Below are 15969 nucleotides of genomic sequence, written 5' to 3'. Positions count from 1 at the left end.
GACTCTTAACTCAGCGCGGAGGCAATGGCCCATCCAGCCCACGCTGCGATGAGGCCACCTCCCCAGGTCACCGCGAGGTACATGCCCGCACGCGCACGCCGCCCCTCATTCCAGAGAGTCACGGCATCGACTGCGAGCGATGAGAACGTGGAAAGCCCGCCCCCGACACCAGCCCCGAGGACCAACATCCACCCGGGGTGAGCCGGCCCAACAGCCGCCACGGCGCCCACCAACGCCGCAGCCACAGCGTTAGCAATGACGGTGTGCCAGGGAAAATCCATACGGAAGTCAATCCGCCCCAGCGCATAGCGACCGACCGCACCCAGGCCACACCCCAGGGCCGCTGCAACGTACAAGGCGAGACTCATAGGCGCGCCTCCACGGCATCGGCCCGTTTCACGCCCCAGCGCCAGCCGAGTGCTGCAGCGAGGACCGCCGCAACCATCGTGACTGCAAGGGTGACGCCGGCCCACAGTGCGCTCAACTCAGCGGTGTACGACAGCGCCGCGATCGATGAGAACGTTGTGAACCCGCCGAGCATGCCGGGCCCCACGAGGGGAAGCCACCAGCGGCGCCCCATGACGAGTGCCCAGCCAGTGACGGCGCCCAGCACCAGGGAGCCAATGACGTTGATGGCGAGCAGGTCCCAGGGGAGGGATCCACTGCCGCCCACCCACACGTCGATGGCGATACGGGCCGCGCCGCCGATGGTTCCTCCCAGAAAAACCAGGACGATGGGGTGGCGGATTACTTGTGCTCGGAGAGCCATTCGTCCGCCATCGCGAATTCATCTTCGAGGTTGGACGAGACTGCCTTGACCAGTTGCTTCTCGATCATGGATCCGACGAGAGGGATCTTCACGTCAACGGTGCCGTCGAGGGTCAGTACTGAACCCTCGTCGTCAGGTGTGAGTTCGAGGGTGCCCTTGGCATGTCCGGGCGCTCCCACAATCTCGACGGAGAACGTGCCAGTTCGGACTGCGTCATCGCTCGCGAGCCACACCTCGGTGTAGCGCACGGTCACGTCAGAGCCCACCATGCCGCGGAACTCCGCAGGAATCGACGATGACGGGACGGCGCGTCGCACAGACACAGCAAAGCCGTCCTCAACCGTTCCGCTGAGGAGCGCTTCACCTTGTGCGCTCGAGGCCGAACGGCCGCGACGTTGCACGAACTCGGCGTCGGCAAGCATCGCAATAACCGCAGCGACGTCCGCATCGAAGCGATGCGAATGCGTGAATTTCATGGCAGTCCCCTTGATGATGGTGAAACCAGGCTACCCCGAGGCATCCTGGCAATTAGGCTAGAGCAGTGGCCACGTTGAGAGAGACAGCAGAGAACTTCGGTGCCGTGACGGATGCGGAGGCCGAATGGCTCGCATTACTGACCTCCGACTGGCAGATCATTGCGGACCTTTCGTTCGCCGACCTCGTGTTGTGGCGCGCAGTTGACGACGGCTTTGCCGCCATCGCTCAGTGCCGTCCATCGACCGGCCCCACTGTTCACCAGGACGATGTGGTGGGGACGATGGCCGCGTCCGGCCGCATCGCTCACCTGCAGCGGGCTCTCGATGAGGGCGGGATCACCGCGTCGCGCGAGCCTCGGTGGGACGAGACCTACGCCGTCCGGGAAGATGCCTTGCCAGTGGTCATGGACGGTAAACCGATTGCTGTTCTCACGCGCGAAGTGTCACAAGCGGTGTCACGTTCCTCGAGCCGTCTAGAACTGAACTACAAGGGCGCCGCTGACGACCTGCTGCACATGATTACTCGCGGCGAGTTCCCCGTGGCGACATCCATCACCGGCCCGCGCCGCGGTGCGCCACGTGTGGGGGACGGGGTACTGCGCCTCGACGCCGCCGGACACGTGACCTATGCGAGCCCCAATGCACTGTCCTGTTTCCACCGCCTCGGTGTGACCGGCTCGCTTATGAACAGGTCGCTGCCGCGCGTGACCAGCGAACTGGTGCACAACAAAGGGCACATCGACGAGACGCTTGCGATGGTCGTCATGGGACGCGCCGCCTGGCGCACCGACCTCGAGGCCAATAATGCGGCGCTGTCGCTGCGGGCAATCCCGGTCACTGAAAACGGGGACCGCGTGGGTGCCGTACTGCTCTGCCGCGACGTGTCGGATCTACGTCGCCGTGAACGCGAACTCATCACCAAGGACGCGACCATTCGTGAGATCCACCACCGCGTGAAGAACAACCTGCAGACGGTGGCCGCCTTGCTGCGATTGCAGTCGCGCCGAGTGGAGGCGCCGGAAGCGAAGGAGGCGCTGGCTGAGGCGATGCGTCGTGTCTCCACAATTGCGCTGGTTCACGAAACCCTGTCTGGCACGTTGGACGAGCTGGTGAATTTTGATGACCTCGCAGCACGGTCGATGCGTATGGCCGCAGAAATCGCGTCTCCAGGGGTGCAGGTCAAGATTGTGCGTGAGGGCGACTTTGGGTTGATTCCCGCGCAGTACGCTTCGTCGCTGGCGCTCATCATCACCGAGCTCGTGACAAACGCCGTGGAGCATGGCTTTGTGAACCGGGACTTGGGCACCATCACGGTGACGGCCGAACGTGATCGGGAGCATCTGAAGATCAGGATTGAAGACGACGGTGTGGGTCTCGAAACAGAGCCGTCTGGCTTGGGCTCGTCGATTGTTCGCACGTTGGTGGAGAACGAGCTCAGCGGCAAGATCAACTGGAGCGTCACCGACACTGGGTCAGCGGTCGATCTCGAGGTCCAGGTGGGCGAGTAGGGCTGGACACTTCCGGTCACGCTCCGCGCGCATTGGGCAGGGTGTCGGGGAAGCGGGCTGATAGTCCGCCGAAGGGCGTGCACGCACAAGAGGGCCGGTACCGCATTTGCGGTACCGGCCCTCTGTGTTCAGCCGTGAAGGCTGTGGAAAACTACTTGGCTGCGCGACGTGCGCGTGCTGCGCGACGCTTCAGCGAGCGGCGCTCGTCCTCGGACAGACCGCCCCACACACCAGAATCCTGGTTGTGTTCCATGGCCCACTTGAGGCAGACCTCGCGCACCTCGCACGTGCCACACACGGCCTTAGCCTTTTCGATCTGCACTAGCGCAGGCCCCGTGTTTCCCACGGGGAAGAAGAGTTCGGGGTCGTCAACATCTAGGCAGGCTGCGGTGTTGCGCCAGTCCATGAGATCCTCCAGGGGTAATGGGGAGGCGCGGCTAAGTCAACCAAATTTGTGATGGAGGGAGACTGTGCCGCAGCCATTGCGAATGTCACTAGATCTAGGTTCTCACTGTTCTGTCACGTTGACAAGAGGTGAACGATGTGTGATCAATCACAATCGGGGGCCGGTACTTTGGACGGCATGGACAAGATCCCCTCTTTTGTGTCCGCGAGCGCGCGTCCCGTTGCCCTGACACTCGTGGTCATTGAGTCGCTTGCTCTGCTGCTGTTTGCCGGGGTCAACGTTGCCGAAGGCGTCACCGGTGGGGGTGATCTCGCGCTTGCTGTGGCTGCCACGTTGGGCATTTTCGCTATCGCTTTGGCGATGGCCGCACGTGCGATTCAACGTCAGCAACGCTGGGGGCGCTCCTACGCCATCATGTGGCAGATCCTGCAGGTTGCCTCAGCAGCTTTGATGATCACCCAGGCCCCCATCATTGCGTCATCTGCGATCGTGGTGGGCCTTCTCGCGTTGGCCGCTGTGGTGATTGACGCCATGGGGGACTTGCCCGACGAGTGAGCTGAGCTGCACTGCTTGTGCTGTGCCGTGGGTGATGACGACGACTCGTCCAGGGACCTCCGAGTGATCGACATGACCTAGGGGGTCTGCCCTGGTCAGGGTGCGAACATCGCGTGCCCTGGGGTGGGCGAGGATGATGGGTTTTCCTGCGGGCGCCAGCGTCGCTACTTCTGTGGTGGTGGCCGTGCCGTCGAGTGACGCGACAACTGCCGCGCGCCACGGTGTGTCGGGGCCTACGACGGTGGCGTGGGTGGGGGCCGCGACAGGTTGGGCATCGTCTCCGCCGATGCCCCAGGTGGGGGAGGTGACGGTGGTGGGAAGCGGAGTGACGAGAGCACTGTGGGTGCGCTCGGGAGAGTAGGCGCTTTGCCCTCGCCACATTCCGTGGGTCGTTTTGATCCATCCGCGTCCGCGGCGTTCGCTGCTCGTGGGGCTTTCGCGCGGGACGCCCCAGAGCGCTCCTTGGTGGGTGTCGATGCCGTCGTAGAGCACGGTGGTGGCCGCGCGTGTGCCGATGCGCGCCGGCAGTGACGGTGAGGCCGCCATAGCGGTGGGCAAGCCCAGTGAGGTGCGTGCCATCAGGGCTTCGGACGCGGCGCCGTCGTCGACCGTCTGGAGCGTCGCGAGTGCTCTGTCCGCGTCGTCGATGAGCAACAGCACGTCGGGTCGACTTGAGGCGCGTGCGATGGTGCGGGCCGCCTCGCGCGGAGATGTGGGTAACCACACGGAGGTGAGTCCCGCGCGGCGGCTTTGTGCGCTGATGGAGTTCAATACGCTGGTGCGCCCTGACCGTGAGGGCCCAAGTGCGATGAACGGGCCTGCGGCTGGGTCCCAGGCGATGGTGTGTTGGGCCCGGACGTCGGGGTCATCGGCGACTCCCACGATGATGTGGTCGCTTGGCGTGGGTGTGAACGTGTCTGGCAGTGGCGGGCACCATAGCGGCGTGGCGCTCGTGTGAGCCCGCCAACGTTGGGCGGCGGTGGCAGCGAGCGGTGCGCCGGAGGGTGGAGGGGAGTCAGCGGGATACATCGGGGGTGAGGGGACTGCGTCGGGGCTCGCGGTCTGGAATGAGACGGGACCATCGGGTCCGGACAGGATTGCTCGGCCCGGTGAGGTGCGCGGGATCAGCGCGGCGTCGGCCGTTCCGAGCAGGTCGCGTGACTCATTCTCGCTAGCGACCCGCAGCGCGATGGTCGAGCCGATGTTGGCGCGGACCTCGGGCGTGACGGCGCCGGAAGGGCGTTGAGTCGCCAACACCAGGTGTAGGCCTAGAGAGCGCCCTTGCGCCGCGATGCGGGCGAGCTCGGGGATGAAGTCACGCATGCGCAGTGAGATCTCTTGGTATTCGTCGATCACGACCACGAGGCGCGCGGGTGCACCGCCTGTCTCTTCCCACTGTGCAATGGACGCCATGCCTGCGGCCGCGAGCGCTTGCTTGCGCACTGTCACCTCGTAGGCCAGGCCTGCCAGTGCACGGCGCGCTTGTTCGGGATCGAGGTCCGTTACTGTGGCCGCGACGTGGGGCAGTTCGAGGCATGGACCAAGCCCTGCGCCGCCTTTGAAGTCCATGATGGCCAAAGCAAGGTCCGCGGGGCCGTGTGCTGTTGCCAGTGCGGTGACCAGTGTCTCGAGGAACACGGACTTGCCAGCACCCGTGGTCCCTGCCACGAGCAGGTGTGGCCCGTGGTGATCGAGGTCAAGAGTGAGCGGGCCACCGGCAGCGACCCCGACGGTCGCCATCATGGAACGCTGGCCATGGCCCTGGCGTGAAGCTATCCCGAGGTCGGTGAGATCAGCCCAGCGCACGCAGGCGGGAAGGTCGTCGTCGCCCGAGTGCATCGCGGCAATGCGCCGTGCCGCGGCATCGGCTCGTGTGGCGCTGACATGCATGGGTGGGCCTTCTGTGGTGCCTGAAGGGGAATGTTCCGTGGTGGAGGTCGCGCTCACGTCGACCACGGTCGTGCACCATGAGGGTGCCTCAACGCCCGGCGAAACCACAGCAATGCTGTCCCGCGGTGCCTCATGAGGGAGCCAGCGGGTCCACTGCTCATCCCACTGCGCGAGCCGTGTTTGGCGGTCAATCATGATGGCTCTGAGGTATCCGCTGGTCCAGGGTTCCTCGCCTCGGACCGCGAGCGGGCCGGACGGCAGTGGTTGATGTGGAGCGGGACGGTGCCGGCGGCGTCGAACGACTTGGGTGGTGATCATGATCAGCGGGAATGCCACACCAACAAGGGCCAGATACCAGCGTCCGGTCAGCACGGCAATCATTGCGCCACTCACTACTCCACCGATCAGGCTTGGCCACGGCATGGAGAAGCCCTGGGCGCTATCCGGGTCGGGCACCTCCAGCCCACCCAGGCGAAGATGCGACAGGCCCAAAACCAGATGCTCGCCCGGTGCCCACCACTTCTTGCTTGCCAGGCGCGTCCCGATTCCGTTGGTGGAGCGCAGGTCTGTGACACGCACCCGCTGGCCGGAGTCGATGCGTGCGTGGACATGCGACATGGTGGGGTCATCCATCGAAAGGTCGGCATCGGTGGACGCGCCAACGGTGATGGGTGTCGCCAACGACGCCATCGCACCGGCGTCGGGGCCGCGGTCGACGTACACATACGGACCGCTTGGAGTGTGGGTCAGGTCACCAGGTGTGGTGGTGAGGGACGCGCCTTCGACGACCGGCGCCATGCCCGCGCGATGATCCGGGCTGAGCCGAGTGGAACCGCACCACAGCATCGGCTGGTTCCAGGCCGTCGCGATGTCACCGACTGTGGTTCCGGGCCGGAGTTCCCAGTCTGTGCCGTGAGGATCAGTGATGCGCATGGACGCCACGGTGCCGTGAGGGAGGTGGCATCCGCGGGTTGCGTGCTACATCTGTGGATAGCCGCTAGTCAGCGGTGGCGGTGTGACCCGTGGTGATGGGTGTCACGGAACCGTCCGCATTCACCGTTCCGGCGTACCAGGAGTAGTTGCGGCTGATGATGGAACGCGGGATTCCTTGCAAGGTGTAAGCCGAGTGCTTGACGGTCGACTGCACCGCCACGGTGGGTTCTTCTGTCCACGTGACCTTCTCGGACTTGCGAGTCACCACCACCGGCGTCTCGCCAAAGCCCTGTGCCATGGTCGACAGTTGCGATTCCGTCGGAGTGCTGAAGACCAGCACCACCGGGACGTCGCAGGTGACGCGCAAGGAACCAAAGTGTGAGCCGTCCCCCAACAGCGCGATGGGGCGTCCATCGGCAACGGCGCACAGGTCGTCAATCTGATCGCGCGCGCCGATCATCTCCCGCGTCGTCACATTCACTGCGCCGCCCACTGGGAACTCTGCCCCGGGAGAGATGCTGATCCATGTCGACAGCGGCAGCACCAGCATGGCGACTCCCACGGTGCGTCGAACGGTGAGGCGCAGTCGTTCACCTTGAAGGTGGGCGGCGATAGCCCACCCAGCTGCCGCGGCGGCAAGGATGAAGCCCGGCAGTGTCGCGGGCTCAAAGCGGCGAATTGCCCAAATCTGGTCTGGCACGATCGACGGGCGCCACAAGTACAGCAAGGTTGGCGCCAGAATTGCTCCGACAAAGACGGCCCAACGTGCGTCGCGCCGGATCATCCGCATCGTGGCCCAGCCCAGGCCAAGTATCGCGAGGATCACGATGGGCCACGTCAGGTAATACGACAGCCACGTGACCGTAGATTCGGCATAGGTACGCGTCGGCTCAATGGGGAGGCCTTGGGACTGCTGAAAACTCTCGACAACGCCGTTGGTGAACTGATGACGAGGGTTGTCTGTACTGCGATGCACGGTGGTCCACAACGGCCGTGACGCGAGAACCAGGAGCCCCGCGACGATCACCCCACCGGCCACCATGGCACCCGTGCGGCCCAAGGTGACAGAGAGCCGTGCCAGCCATTGCCCAGGCCCACCAGTCCAGGTCCACGCCCACACTGCAAGCGCGAGGACGAGGACGGCATAGACGGCAAGGAGAGCGTGCGTCTCATCGGCAAGCCGTTGAAGGTACTCGGTGGACCAGACCGCGACTGAGAGATACCCCACGCCCACTGCGATCGCCTGCCACGCCGCGAACGTCAGTGCGGCTTGGCGCCGCCAGCGTGCGTCGGCTTCCATACTCGCGAGCGCGATACCCACACCAGCGAGTGCGCCGATGGCGTAACTGGGCCCGTCAACCCGCACCAGCATCGTCGCTCCGGATGCGATGGCACCGGTCACGAGCAGGTTCGTCGAACGTTCCGCTACACCGCGCCACGCCCACAAGATTCCCGCAATCACCAACAACAGCGTCAGGGGCTCCGTGTAGGCGGGGCGGGACAGGCCGATGTGGGAGACAGTCAAAGCGAGGGCGCCGGCTGGCGCGAGGGCAGCCATGGGGGAGAGGAACTGGCGTGCGAGGGCAAAGACAGCAAGGATTCCTACCGCACCGATCACTGCGTTGGCGCCCAGCACTCCGGTCTCGCCAGCAAGCCACCCGCCGACAGCGATCGTGGCCGGAAGCATCTTTGCCCCCTGGGGTTGCACCACATCCCCCTTGAGGTTCCACGCCTCGTTCGCATCGGGCACGATTTGGGTGGTGCCGGCCGATGCGTCAATGGCCGCAGCCGCGGGAATGTCAGTCGAACCGTGGTCCACAAGCCACAACCCGGACAGCGACAAGAATCCGGGATCACGCACCACAAGGACGTACTCCGCCGCCATGGCGATGTTCACCACAGTCCACGCGATAGTGCCAATCAAGGCAATTCCGGACGCCAGCGCCGCACGAGGTGTCGCAGGTTGCGGTGCGCACGCCCGCCAACCGAGGGCAGTCAGCGCGATTGCGCCGGGAACAACCGTCCACCAATAGTGGGCCCCAACGGTGACGGCCAACCCCGCGGCGAGAGCCAGGGCAACCGTCATCAGCACCACTCGTTCCGGTGCTGCGCTGATGATGCGGATCGCCGTACTACTGCGCACAGCCGAGTCGTTGTCCCTCACGAGCGCCACCCTATCGCCGGACGTTGACACGACTGTCCCCAACCGCCCGAGTCGGAACGTTGCAAACTCGATGCCCACGGGTATCGTTGCCTCATGACTCGAATTGTCTTGGTCGAAGATGACCCGACCATTTCAGAACCCTTGACCCGTGCTTTGGGTCGTGAGGGGTATGACGTGGAGTGGCACGGGACCGGTATGGGCGGCGTGGGAGCAGCAGACGATGCTGATCTCGTCATCCTCGACTTGGGCCTGCCTGATATCGACGGAGTCGATGTCGCCCGCCGCATCCGCGACAAGGGCCTTCACGTGCCCATTCTGATGCTCACCGCTCGTGCGGACGAGGTTGACTTGGTGGTCGGGCTTGATGCTGGTGCGGATGACTATGTCACCAAGCCTTTCCGCCTCGCGGAACTTTTGGCGCGCGTCCGCGCCCTCTTGCGCCGTGGCGTCGTAGGTGAAAGCGGCGGCGAACTCTCCGTTGGCTCCGTGCGTATCGATGTCTCCGCACACCGTGCGTTCTTGGACGACCGCGAACTCCACCTCTCAAGCAAGGAGTTCGACCTCCTCCACCTGCTGGTGGCACATGCCGGCTCTGTGGTGTCGCGCGACACCCTGATGCGGGAAGTGTGGGACGCAGACCCGAGCGCGCCCTCCAAGACACTGGACATGCACGTCTCCTGGCTGCGCCGCAAGCTCGGCGACGACGCTACGTCGCCGCGCTACATCACCACGGTGCGTGGCATGGGATTCCGCTTCGAGAACGACGAGTAAGGCCCACCGATGCGGCGGAGAGTTCTCCGTGCCACCGTCTCCGCGCTCGCGGTCGCGGTCATCCTGCTCGGTATCCCCTTGGGAATTGCCGCAGCACAGTTGGTGCATACCGACGCGCTGCGGGACCTTGATCTGAGGACGGCCACTGCTGCCCGGGCGCTCGACGTCCGGTACACCGTTGGCGAGACCATCACCCCGAGCGTCCTGGACTCGTATGTGTCCGATGCTGCAGGGGCGCCCTCCTACATTTACGTCAGCCTTCCCAACGGCGAAATCATGACGGCAGGTGAGGAGCCTCAACCAGCGATCTCCGACAGTCACGTCACCGATGACGGACTTGCGGTGGTCATGTATGTCCCGTGGTGGGACGTGTTCTGGTCCGCAGCGCGCTTTGTCTTGCTCGTCATTGGTGCAGGAATGGTGGCTGTCGCCGCCGGTGTCGCAATGGCGATCTGGCAGGCCAACCGACTCTCAGCGCCGCTCGTCTATCTGGCGGCGTCTGCAGAGCAACTCGGGACCGGCCAGGTGCGACCCAAACTTGAGCACACAGGCATTGAAGAGATTGACCAGGTGGCCGATGAATTGTCGCGGTCCGCTGACCGGATGGCCGCACGCTTGGCCACAGAGCGCCAGTTCGCTTCGGATGCCTCACACCAATTGCGTACGCCATTGACAGCTCTCACCATGCGCCTGGAAGAGATTGCCGCTCTCAGCGACCAGGACGATGTGCGTGAAGAGGCGGAGAAGTCGCTGGAACAGGTCGAGCGACTGGTGGGTGTCGTGGATGACCTGCTGGGACGGTCCCGCAAGGCGCTGGGCTCTGGCACCGAGCCGGTCGAGCTCGCGACAGTGTTTCAGCAGCAGCATCAAGAGTGGGACGCTGCGTTTGAAGCGGCAGGGCGCCGCCTGGTGATTCATGACACCGATGCGACGGCGTTCGCCACTCCGGGCGGACTAGCGCAGGTGATGGCGACACTGATCGAAAACTCTCTTCACCACGGCGATGGCACCACGAGCGTGTCGGCACGCGAGTCCGGGACCAGCCACGCCGTCGTCATTGAGGTGCGCGATGAAGGCGACGGTGTCCCCGAGGAACTCGCCCCGCGGATCTTCGAACGTGAAGTGACCAGTGGGCGCGGCACCGGACTGGGGCTTGCCCTAGCCCGCGACCTCGTTACAGCCGACGGCGGACGACTGGAACTTGCACAGCGTGTTCCGGCCGCCTTCGCTGTGTTCCTCCAGGGCGTTCCGCAAATGGTGGACCTTGACTCCGTGGTGCCGCACGGACGTAAGGTCAAGCCTCGTCGTCGCCGGTAGCGCTCCTCGGTGCAGCATCGGCCGGGAGGTCGGGCGCGACAGCGACCTTCCCCTCTGAGGTGAAGACAAACAGGCTGTACCCCACATACCTGGCGATGGTCCCGAGCCCAATGCCCACCAGCGAGGCAACGTTGTCAGCCACATGCGAGTGGAATCCAAGCCAGTGATGGCTCACAGCAACGGCAAGAGCCTCGATCACCAGAGCCGCGCCGTTGACAGCGAGGAACAACAACAGTTCGCGCGTAGGGGTATGTCGCTTGGGGCCGCGGAAAGTCCATCCGCGATGGGCCCACCAGGCAAACAAAATCGACACGACGGTAGCGATGATCTTTGCTGTGACAACGCGGTCGCTGTCCCCAATCACCTCGGCATCTGCCGCCAACGGCCCCAGGCGCAACAGGTTGAAGACACCCAGATTCACGACGATGCCAGCGATTCCGACCGCGCCAAAACGCAACAGCTCACTGAGCCGCGCGCGCACCTTGGTCACCATTGTCACGAGACAAGAGCGTAGCGCCGGTAGGTTGTAGCCATGACTTCCCCGATTGTTGCCGTCGTCGGCGGCGGTCAGCTTGCGCGCATGATGGCGCCAGCGGCCACCGCTCTGGGCGTCACGCTTCGCGTCCTCGTCGAATCTGATGAAGCCGCCGCGGCCGCCCCCGCCCACGAGACCGTTGTGGGGCTCCCCACAGACCCGGAGGCCATTGAGCGTCTCCTCGACCACCCACGCCCCGCTGTCCTGACATGGGAACACGAGCACATCCCTGCCGAAGTGTTCGAAGCGTCCGAGGCGCTCGGAGTCCCAGCCCGGCCTGGCCTCGCTGCGCTGCGCTTCGCACAGGACAAGATCGAGATGCGCACGCGCATGGACGAACTCGGACTCCCTAACCCCGCCTGGGCCATCGCCCAGTCCGAGGACGATGTCCAGGCGTTCCTCGACGCCCACGGCGGCGAGGCCATCCTCAAGACTGCGCGCGGCGGCTACGACGGCAAGGGCGTCAAGGTCATCCGAGCATCGGCCGATGCCAAGGCGTGGCTAGACGCTGCCGCCAAGGGTGGCCCCCGCCTGCTGCTTGAGCAGAAGGTGCCCTTCGCACGTGAACTCGCTGTGCAGATCGCGCGCCGTCCCTCAGGAGAGACGCGGACCTGGGTGACTGTGGAGTCGATCCAGCGCGACGGCGTGTGCTCCGAAGTGATCGCACCCGCTCCCGACCTGTCACCCACACTCGCGCGTCAGGCCGAGGGCATCGCACGCACCATCGCGGATGAGCTTGATGTCACCGGTGCGCTCGCTGTCGAGCTGTTTGAAGTCGACGGGGCGATTCTGATTAATGAGCTTGCGATGCGCCCGCACAATTCGGGCCACTGGAGCATGGACGGCGCCGTCACGGGCCAGTTTGAGCAGCACCTGCGCGCCGTACTGGACTTGCCACTGGGAGACCCCTGCCCCACAGCAGCGTGGACCGTCATGGCGAATGTGTTGGGCGGTGCCCGCGAGGATCTCGAATCCGCTCTAGGTGACGTGACCGACGCGAGCGCCAAGATCCACCTCTATGGCAAGGGTGTGCGCCCTGGCCGCAAGGTGGGACACGTCAACCTTTCCGGTGCGGACCGGGCCGAGACCTACGATCGTGCCGTGGCTGCCGCCGCAGTGGTGCGGGATGGAGTGCAGTCGTGACGGATGCAGTGAAGATTGGCATCGTGATGGGGTCGGACTCGGACTGGCCCGTGATGCAGGCAGCGGCCGATGCGGTTGCTGAGTTTGGGATTGCGTTCGAGAAGGACGTGGTTTCGGCTCACCGCATGCCCGAGGAGATGATTGCCTACGGGCGTGAGGCGGAAGAGCGCGGTCTGCGGGCGATCATCGCTGGCGCCGGCGGTGCTGCACATCTGCCGGGCATGTTGGCATCTGTGACGACGCTGCCCGTGATTGGTGTGCCGGTGCCACTGAAGTACTTGGACGGCATGGACTCACTGCTGTCGATCGTGCAGATGCCTGCTGGCGTTCCGGTCGCCACGGTGTCTGTGGGTGGGGCGCGCAACGCTGGCCTGTTGGCGGCACGTATCTTGGGCTCTGCTGACACGGAGGAGGGCGCCGCGATCCGCGACAAGATGCGCGCCTTCCAGGTCGAGTTGCGTGATCAGGCGTACGCCAAGGGGGAGTCGCTGCGTCGTCAGTAGGCGAGCGCCCTCTCTCTGCGCCCCCGCCCACCCCCGACCTCTTTCCCGCCAGATGGCTCCATTTCGCTGTTTTGACTGCTCTAGACAGCGAAATGGAGCCATTTCGCATTAGCGGGCGAGCTGAGCGTCTCGCCAGGTGAGATAGCCGCCGCCCAGGTTGACGGCGTCGTACCCCAACTGGCGCAGCAACCTTGTCGCGGTGTGTCCGCGCACGCCTACCTGGCAGTGCACGACGATGCGCCGATCGCGCGGGAGTTCACCGTGACGCACGCGGAGGTCGTCCACTGGAATGAGGGCGGTATCTCCACCATGGTCAACGTAGCCCCGGGAGTGCTCGTCGGCGCTACGCACATCCACCACGAGGTCGGTGGGGTCAATCTCGTTCCAGGCGATCGTCGGGCTGTCCCCGGACGCCGCGTTCTCTGCGAGATATCCCAGCATGTTGATGGGGTCCTTGGCCGAGCCGTACGCGGGGGCATAAGCAAGTTCGAGGTCCGCGAGCTCAGCTGCCTTGAGTCCACCGCGCATGGCGGTCGCGATCACATCGATGCGTTTGTCCGCGCCGTCCTCGCCCACGGCCTGGGCCCCAAGAATTTGATCGGTTTCGGGGTCGAAGAGCAGCTTCAGGGCAAGGGCCGATGCGCCGGGGTAGTAGCCAGCATGGTTGAGCGGGTGCGTGTGGAGGGCACGAAAGGCGCGTCCCTCGGCGCGGAGGCGCCGCTCGGTGCGCCCCGTCACGGCGGCCGTGAGGCCAAAGACGCCGACGACGGCGGTTCCCACGGACCCTCCTGCTGCGATAGCGCGGCCCGTGATGGCATCGGCTACCCGTCGGCCGTGCCGGTTGGCCAGGTTGGCGAGAGGGATGAGCGTCGGCTCATCGCTGAATGCGTCCGCTTTGGCTGCAGCGTCGCCGACGGCATACACGTCCTTTGCGGACGTGCGCATCCGGTCGTCGACCGCGATGCCGCCGTTGGCGGCCAAGGTGATTCCGGCATCGGCCGCGAGGGTGGTGTCTGGGCGAACTCCGATAGAAGCGATGACCAGGTCGGCGGGCACCTCGGTGGTGCCGTTGGGGCCTTCCGTCGTGACGGCATCGGCTGTGATGGCGGTGGCCTGTGATCCGGTGTGAACGGTGACGCCGTTGGCGGCGAGCCGTTGCTCAATGCGGATGGAAAGTTCGGGGTCGAGTGCACTGAGGACTTGGTCGGCCATCTCGATAACAGTGACGCTGATGCCCTTGTGGGCGAGGTTTTCTGCCACCTCGAGTCCCACGAAGCCGGCGCCGATGACGACGGCGGTTGAGGCATCGGCCATGGCGGCGACAATGCGGTCGACGTCTGCGACATCACGAAGGGTGAGTGCGCGCTCGGCTCCTGGGATGGGAGGGACGATGGGGCGAGCACCTGGCGCCAAAATGAGTGAGTCGTATGACTCAGTGTGGTCGCCGGATGGTGTGGCGATGGTGACGGTCTTGGCTGCCGGGTCGATCGCCGTGGCGCGCGAGTGCGTGCGGACGTCGAGGTTGAAGCGAGCGTGAAGTGACTCGGGAGTCTGCAGGAGGAGGGCGTCGCGTTCTTCGATGACGCCGCCTGCGTAGTAGGGGAGTCCGCAGTTGGCGAAGGAGACGTGCTCGCCTGCTTCGAGGACGATGATGCGGGCGCTCTCGTCTTGGCGGCGCAGGCGCGTGGCAGCGGACATGCCTGCCGCGACCGCTCCGATGATGACTGTGGTGTGAGCCATGAAGTTCCTCCTTGGTGTTGCGACGAGGATACCCCTGGGGGTATCGTGAATGCAACACGGCGACGGAATGCCCGTCGCGCAACCTCGAGAAGGAGAAGCAGTATGTGCTCACCCATCACCTGTCGTCAGTGCGGAAAGACCACCTGGACCGGCTGCGGCCAGCACGTCGATTCAGTGAAGGCTCGTGTACCCGCCGGCCAGTGGTGCGAAGGCCACGAGAAGCCTGCCGGATCTGGCTTCTTCTCCCGCCTGCGGGGTAAGTGACATGGCGGCCGATGTTGAGGTTCAGAGGGCAGCTTTGAACCGCCTCAAGCGTGCTCGAGGTCAGCTCGATGGCGTGATCCGGATGGTCGAGGAAGGGCGGGAGTGTGAGCCAACGATCACCCAGCTCGCGGCGGTCTCGAAGGCGTTGGATCGTGCAGGCTTCATGATTATCTCGGCGTCAGTGCGCGAGTGCCTCGATTCACCTGACGAGGTCGCGCGCGAGGAAAGTCTGGCGCGGCTGGAGAAGGCCTTCCTCTCCCTCGCCTAACTCGCCAAATGGAGCCATTTCGCTGTCTTGAGTGGCCATAACAGCGAGATATCTCCACCTAGTGGCAGGATTACGCAATGAAGGTATTGCGTAAATGGTGGATGTGTCGCTAACGTAGCCGTCATGTCAATGCCAGTCTCCACACTCGGACATATCGCAGCGCTGGCCGCAGCCATCCCACACCTCACTGTGTCACTCGACACCCACGGAGGCTCCACCGTCATCGTGGGCGACTTTCCTGAGGCCTCCATGTGCTCCCACGCGTTCCGACAGGTGGTGACTCAGTGGCCTGCGCATTCGGACCACCACCCGTGCGTCGAGACGGTCGTGTTTGACGGCGCCGACGAGCGCGGGCCGGTCCTCGCCACCGGGCCTGTGCGCTGGTTCGCCACAGACCTCAGCGCGGAGCAAACCGTGAGCGTGTTGCGTGCATCGAAACCACGCTCCTCCGGCATCAGCGTTCAAGTCCGCTTTGACACTGTGCTGGGGCTATCCGTGGTGCGAATGGAGTCTTCGCAGATGGACGATGCGGCCCTCGACGACATCGCCATCGCCGCCTATGCAGGGTGTGAAGTCGCGCACCTCATCGGTGCCGCACAACTCCAGTAGGGGATTGGGCGCATCCGTCTCCGCCTCCGCCTCCCCGACACTTTGAACCAAAGGTGGACGCAACACGCCGCTAGCCACGGCCCAGAGGGGCGCCGGTACGGCATGTCGGGGCGCCCGC

General features: G+C 64.7%; 17 protein-coding genes. 9 read left to right on the top strand and 8 right to left on the bottom strand.

Annotated features, from left to right (window positions below):
- Positions 1–5: 5 nt before the first annotated feature.
- From AOP79_RS01345 to AOP79_RS01335, 3 genes are read right to left on the bottom strand one after another with little or no spacing between them, the layout of a single operon-like run.
- Positions 6–368, bottom strand: coding sequence for a CrcB family protein (locus AOP79_RS01345; RefSeq protein WP_062069712.1), 363 nt, complete (start codon positions 366–368; stop codon positions 6–8).
- Complete coding sequence (locus AOP79_RS01340) at positions 365–769, bottom strand: fluoride efflux transporter FluC (RefSeq protein WP_062069710.1); 405 nt, start codon at positions 767–769, stop codon at positions 365–367. The genes AOP79_RS01345 and AOP79_RS01340 overlap by 4 nt, the downstream gene beginning before the upstream one ends.
- Entirely contained in the window at positions 748–1245 is a 498-nt protein-coding gene (locus AOP79_RS01335; RefSeq protein ID WP_062069708.1) for a DUF2505 domain-containing protein, read from the bottom strand. Before AOP79_RS01335 ends, AOP79_RS01340 begins: the two co-directional genes overlap by 22 nt.
- Before the next feature lie 65 nt (positions 1246–1310).
- Between AOP79_RS01335 and AOP79_RS01330 the strand changes: the two genes are divergently transcribed.
- Positions 1311–2753 (top strand): sensor histidine kinase, encoded by a 1443-nt coding sequence (locus AOP79_RS01330; protein WP_062069706.1) that lies wholly within the window; start codon positions 1311–1313, stop codon positions 2751–2753.
- Positions 2754–2904: 151 nt separating this feature from the next.
- Here the strand turns inward: AOP79_RS01330 and AOP79_RS01325 are convergent, their stop codons facing one another.
- Entirely contained in the window at positions 2905–3159 is a 255-nt protein-coding gene (locus AOP79_RS01325; RefSeq protein ID WP_062069704.1) for a WhiB family transcriptional regulator, read from the bottom strand.
- 177 nt (positions 3160–3336) lie between these two features.
- On the opposite strand from AOP79_RS01325, the gene AOP79_RS01320 reads away from it, so the two are divergent.
- Complete coding sequence (locus AOP79_RS01320) at positions 3337–3714, top strand: hypothetical protein (RefSeq protein ID WP_062069702.1); 378 nt, start codon at positions 3337–3339, stop codon at positions 3712–3714.
- Here the strand turns inward: AOP79_RS01320 and AOP79_RS01315 are convergent.
- Positions 3637–6537, bottom strand: coding sequence for an FHA domain-containing protein (locus tag AOP79_RS01315; protein ID WP_062069700.1), 2901 nt, complete (start codon positions 6535–6537; stop codon positions 3637–3639). The genes AOP79_RS01320 and AOP79_RS01315 overlap by 78 nt on opposite strands.
- A gap of 64 nt (positions 6538–6601) precedes the next feature.
- Positions 6602–8701: a hypothetical protein gene (locus AOP79_RS01310; RefSeq protein ID WP_152647954.1), complete on the bottom strand. Its 2100-nt coding sequence runs from the start codon at positions 8699–8701 to the stop codon at positions 6602–6604.
- A 93-nt stretch (positions 8702–8794) separates the two neighbouring features.
- On the opposite strand from AOP79_RS01310, the gene AOP79_RS01305 reads away from it, so the two are divergent.
- Entirely contained in the window at positions 8795–9472 is a 678-nt protein-coding gene (locus AOP79_RS01305) for a response regulator transcription factor (RefSeq protein WP_062069695.1), read from the top strand.
- A gap of 9 nt (positions 9473–9481) precedes the next feature.
- Positions 9482–10789, top strand: a complete 1308-nt coding sequence (locus tag AOP79_RS01300; RefSeq protein ID WP_062069693.1) for an ATP-binding protein — start codon at positions 9482–9484, stop codon at positions 10787–10789.
- Here AOP79_RS01300 and AOP79_RS01295 read toward each other — a convergent pair.
- Positions 10767–11282, bottom strand: coding sequence for a GtrA family protein (locus AOP79_RS01295; protein WP_062069691.1), 516 nt, complete (start codon positions 11280–11282; stop codon positions 10767–10769). The two genes, AOP79_RS01300 and AOP79_RS01295, sit on opposite strands and share 23 nt — an antisense overlap.
- A 39-nt stretch (positions 11283–11321) precedes the next feature.
- On the opposite strand from AOP79_RS01295, the gene AOP79_RS01290 reads away from it, so the two are divergent.
- Together AOP79_RS01290 and purE are read left to right on the top strand one after the other, a co-directional pair.
- Positions 11322–12467, top strand: coding sequence for a 5-(carboxyamino)imidazole ribonucleotide synthase (locus AOP79_RS01290; protein ID WP_062069689.1), 1146 nt, complete (start codon positions 11322–11324; stop codon positions 12465–12467).
- Positions 12464–12970: a 5-(carboxyamino)imidazole ribonucleotide mutase gene (gene purE, locus AOP79_RS01285; protein ID WP_269078439.1), complete on the top strand. Its 507-nt coding sequence runs from the start codon at positions 12464–12466 to the stop codon at positions 12968–12970. The genes AOP79_RS01290 and purE overlap by 4 nt, the downstream gene beginning before the upstream one ends.
- 108 nt (positions 12971–13078) lie before the next feature.
- Here the strand turns inward: purE and AOP79_RS01280 are convergent, their stop codons facing one another.
- A complete protein-coding gene (locus AOP79_RS01280) occupies positions 13079–14710 on the bottom strand; it encodes an FAD-dependent oxidoreductase (protein WP_062069687.1) in 1632 nt (543 codons plus the stop codon).
- 102 nt (positions 14711–14812) lie between these two features.
- Between AOP79_RS01280 and AOP79_RS12105 the strand changes: the two genes are divergently transcribed.
- The 3 genes from AOP79_RS12105 to AOP79_RS11660 all read left to right on the top strand — a co-directional run bounded on the left by AOP79_RS12105 (position 14813) and on the right by AOP79_RS11660 (position 15851).
- Positions 14813–14974, top strand: coding sequence for a DUF8730 family Cys-rich protein (locus tag AOP79_RS12105; RefSeq protein WP_500778231.1), 162 nt, complete (start codon positions 14813–14815; stop codon positions 14972–14974).
- Position 14975: 1 nt separating this feature from the next.
- Complete coding sequence (locus tag AOP79_RS01275; RefSeq protein ID WP_062069685.1) at positions 14976–15242, top strand: metal-sensitive transcriptional regulator; 267 nt, start codon at positions 14976–14978, stop codon at positions 15240–15242.
- 123 nt (positions 15243–15365) lie between these two features.
- Positions 15366–15851, top strand: a complete 486-nt coding sequence (locus AOP79_RS11660; RefSeq protein ID WP_152647952.1) for a hypothetical protein — start codon at positions 15366–15368, stop codon at positions 15849–15851.
- Positions 15852–15969 lie beyond the last annotated feature (118 nt).

Origin of the sequence: Demequina sediminicola (assembly GCF_000975055.1) — a bacterium.
GTDB lineage: Bacteria > Actinomycetota > Actinomycetes > Actinomycetales > Demequinaceae > Demequina > Demequina sediminicola.
Note: the sequence above shows the minus strand (reverse complement) of the source record. Positions and strands in the feature narration are given on the sequence as shown.

What these genes read in the sequence shown, in the direction of transcription:
- AOP79_RS01320 (WP_062069702.1), top strand. Translation starts at nt 3,337, where the DNA reads ATGGACAAGATCCCCTCTTTTGTGTCCGCGAGCGCGCGTCCCGTTGCC.
- AOP79_RS01300 (WP_062069693.1), top strand. Translation starts at nt 9,482, where the DNA reads ATGCGGCGGAGAGTTCTCCGTGCCACCGTCTCCGCGCTCGCGGTCGCG.
- AOP79_RS01305 (WP_062069695.1), top strand. Translation starts at nt 8,795, where the DNA reads ATGACTCGAATTGTCTTGGTCGAAGATGACCCGACCATTTCAGAACCC.
- AOP79_RS01335 (WP_062069708.1), bottom strand. Translation starts at nt 1,245, where the DNA reads ATGAAATTCACGCATTCGCATCGCTTCGATGCGGACGTCGCTGCGGTT.
- AOP79_RS12105 (WP_500778231.1), top strand. Translation starts at nt 14,813, where the DNA reads ATGTGCTCACCCATCACCTGTCGTCAGTGCGGAAAGACCACCTGGACC.
- AOP79_RS01280 (WP_062069687.1), bottom strand. Translation starts at nt 14,710, where the DNA reads ATGGCTCACACCACAGTCATCATCGGAGCGGTCGCGGCAGGCATGTCC.
- AOP79_RS01345 (WP_062069712.1), bottom strand. Translation starts at nt 368, where the DNA reads ATGAGTCTCGCCTTGTACGTTGCAGCGGCCCTGGGGTGTGGCCTGGGT.
- AOP79_RS01295 (WP_062069691.1), bottom strand. Translation starts at nt 11,282, where the DNA reads ATGGTGACCAAGGTGCGCGCGCGGCTCAGTGAGCTGTTGCGTTTTGGC.
- AOP79_RS11660 (WP_152647952.1), top strand. Translation starts at nt 15,366, where the DNA reads ATGTCAATGCCAGTCTCCACACTCGGACATATCGCAGCGCTGGCCGCA.
- AOP79_RS01340 (WP_062069710.1), bottom strand. Translation starts at nt 769, where the DNA reads ATGGCTCTCCGAGCACAAGTAATCCGCCACCCCATCGTCCTGGTTTTT.
- AOP79_RS01275 (WP_062069685.1), top strand. Translation starts at nt 14,976, where the DNA reads ATGGCGGCCGATGTTGAGGTTCAGAGGGCAGCTTTGAACCGCCTCAAG.
- AOP79_RS01315 (WP_062069700.1), bottom strand. Translation starts at nt 6,537, where the DNA reads ATGCGCATCACTGATCCTCACGGCACAGACTGGGAACTCCGGCCCGGA.
- AOP79_RS01290 (WP_062069689.1), top strand. Translation starts at nt 11,322, where the DNA reads ATGACTTCCCCGATTGTTGCCGTCGTCGGCGGCGGTCAGCTTGCGCGC.
- AOP79_RS01325 (WP_062069704.1), bottom strand. Translation starts at nt 3,159, where the DNA reads ATGGACTGGCGCAACACCGCAGCCTGCCTAGATGTTGACGACCCCGAA.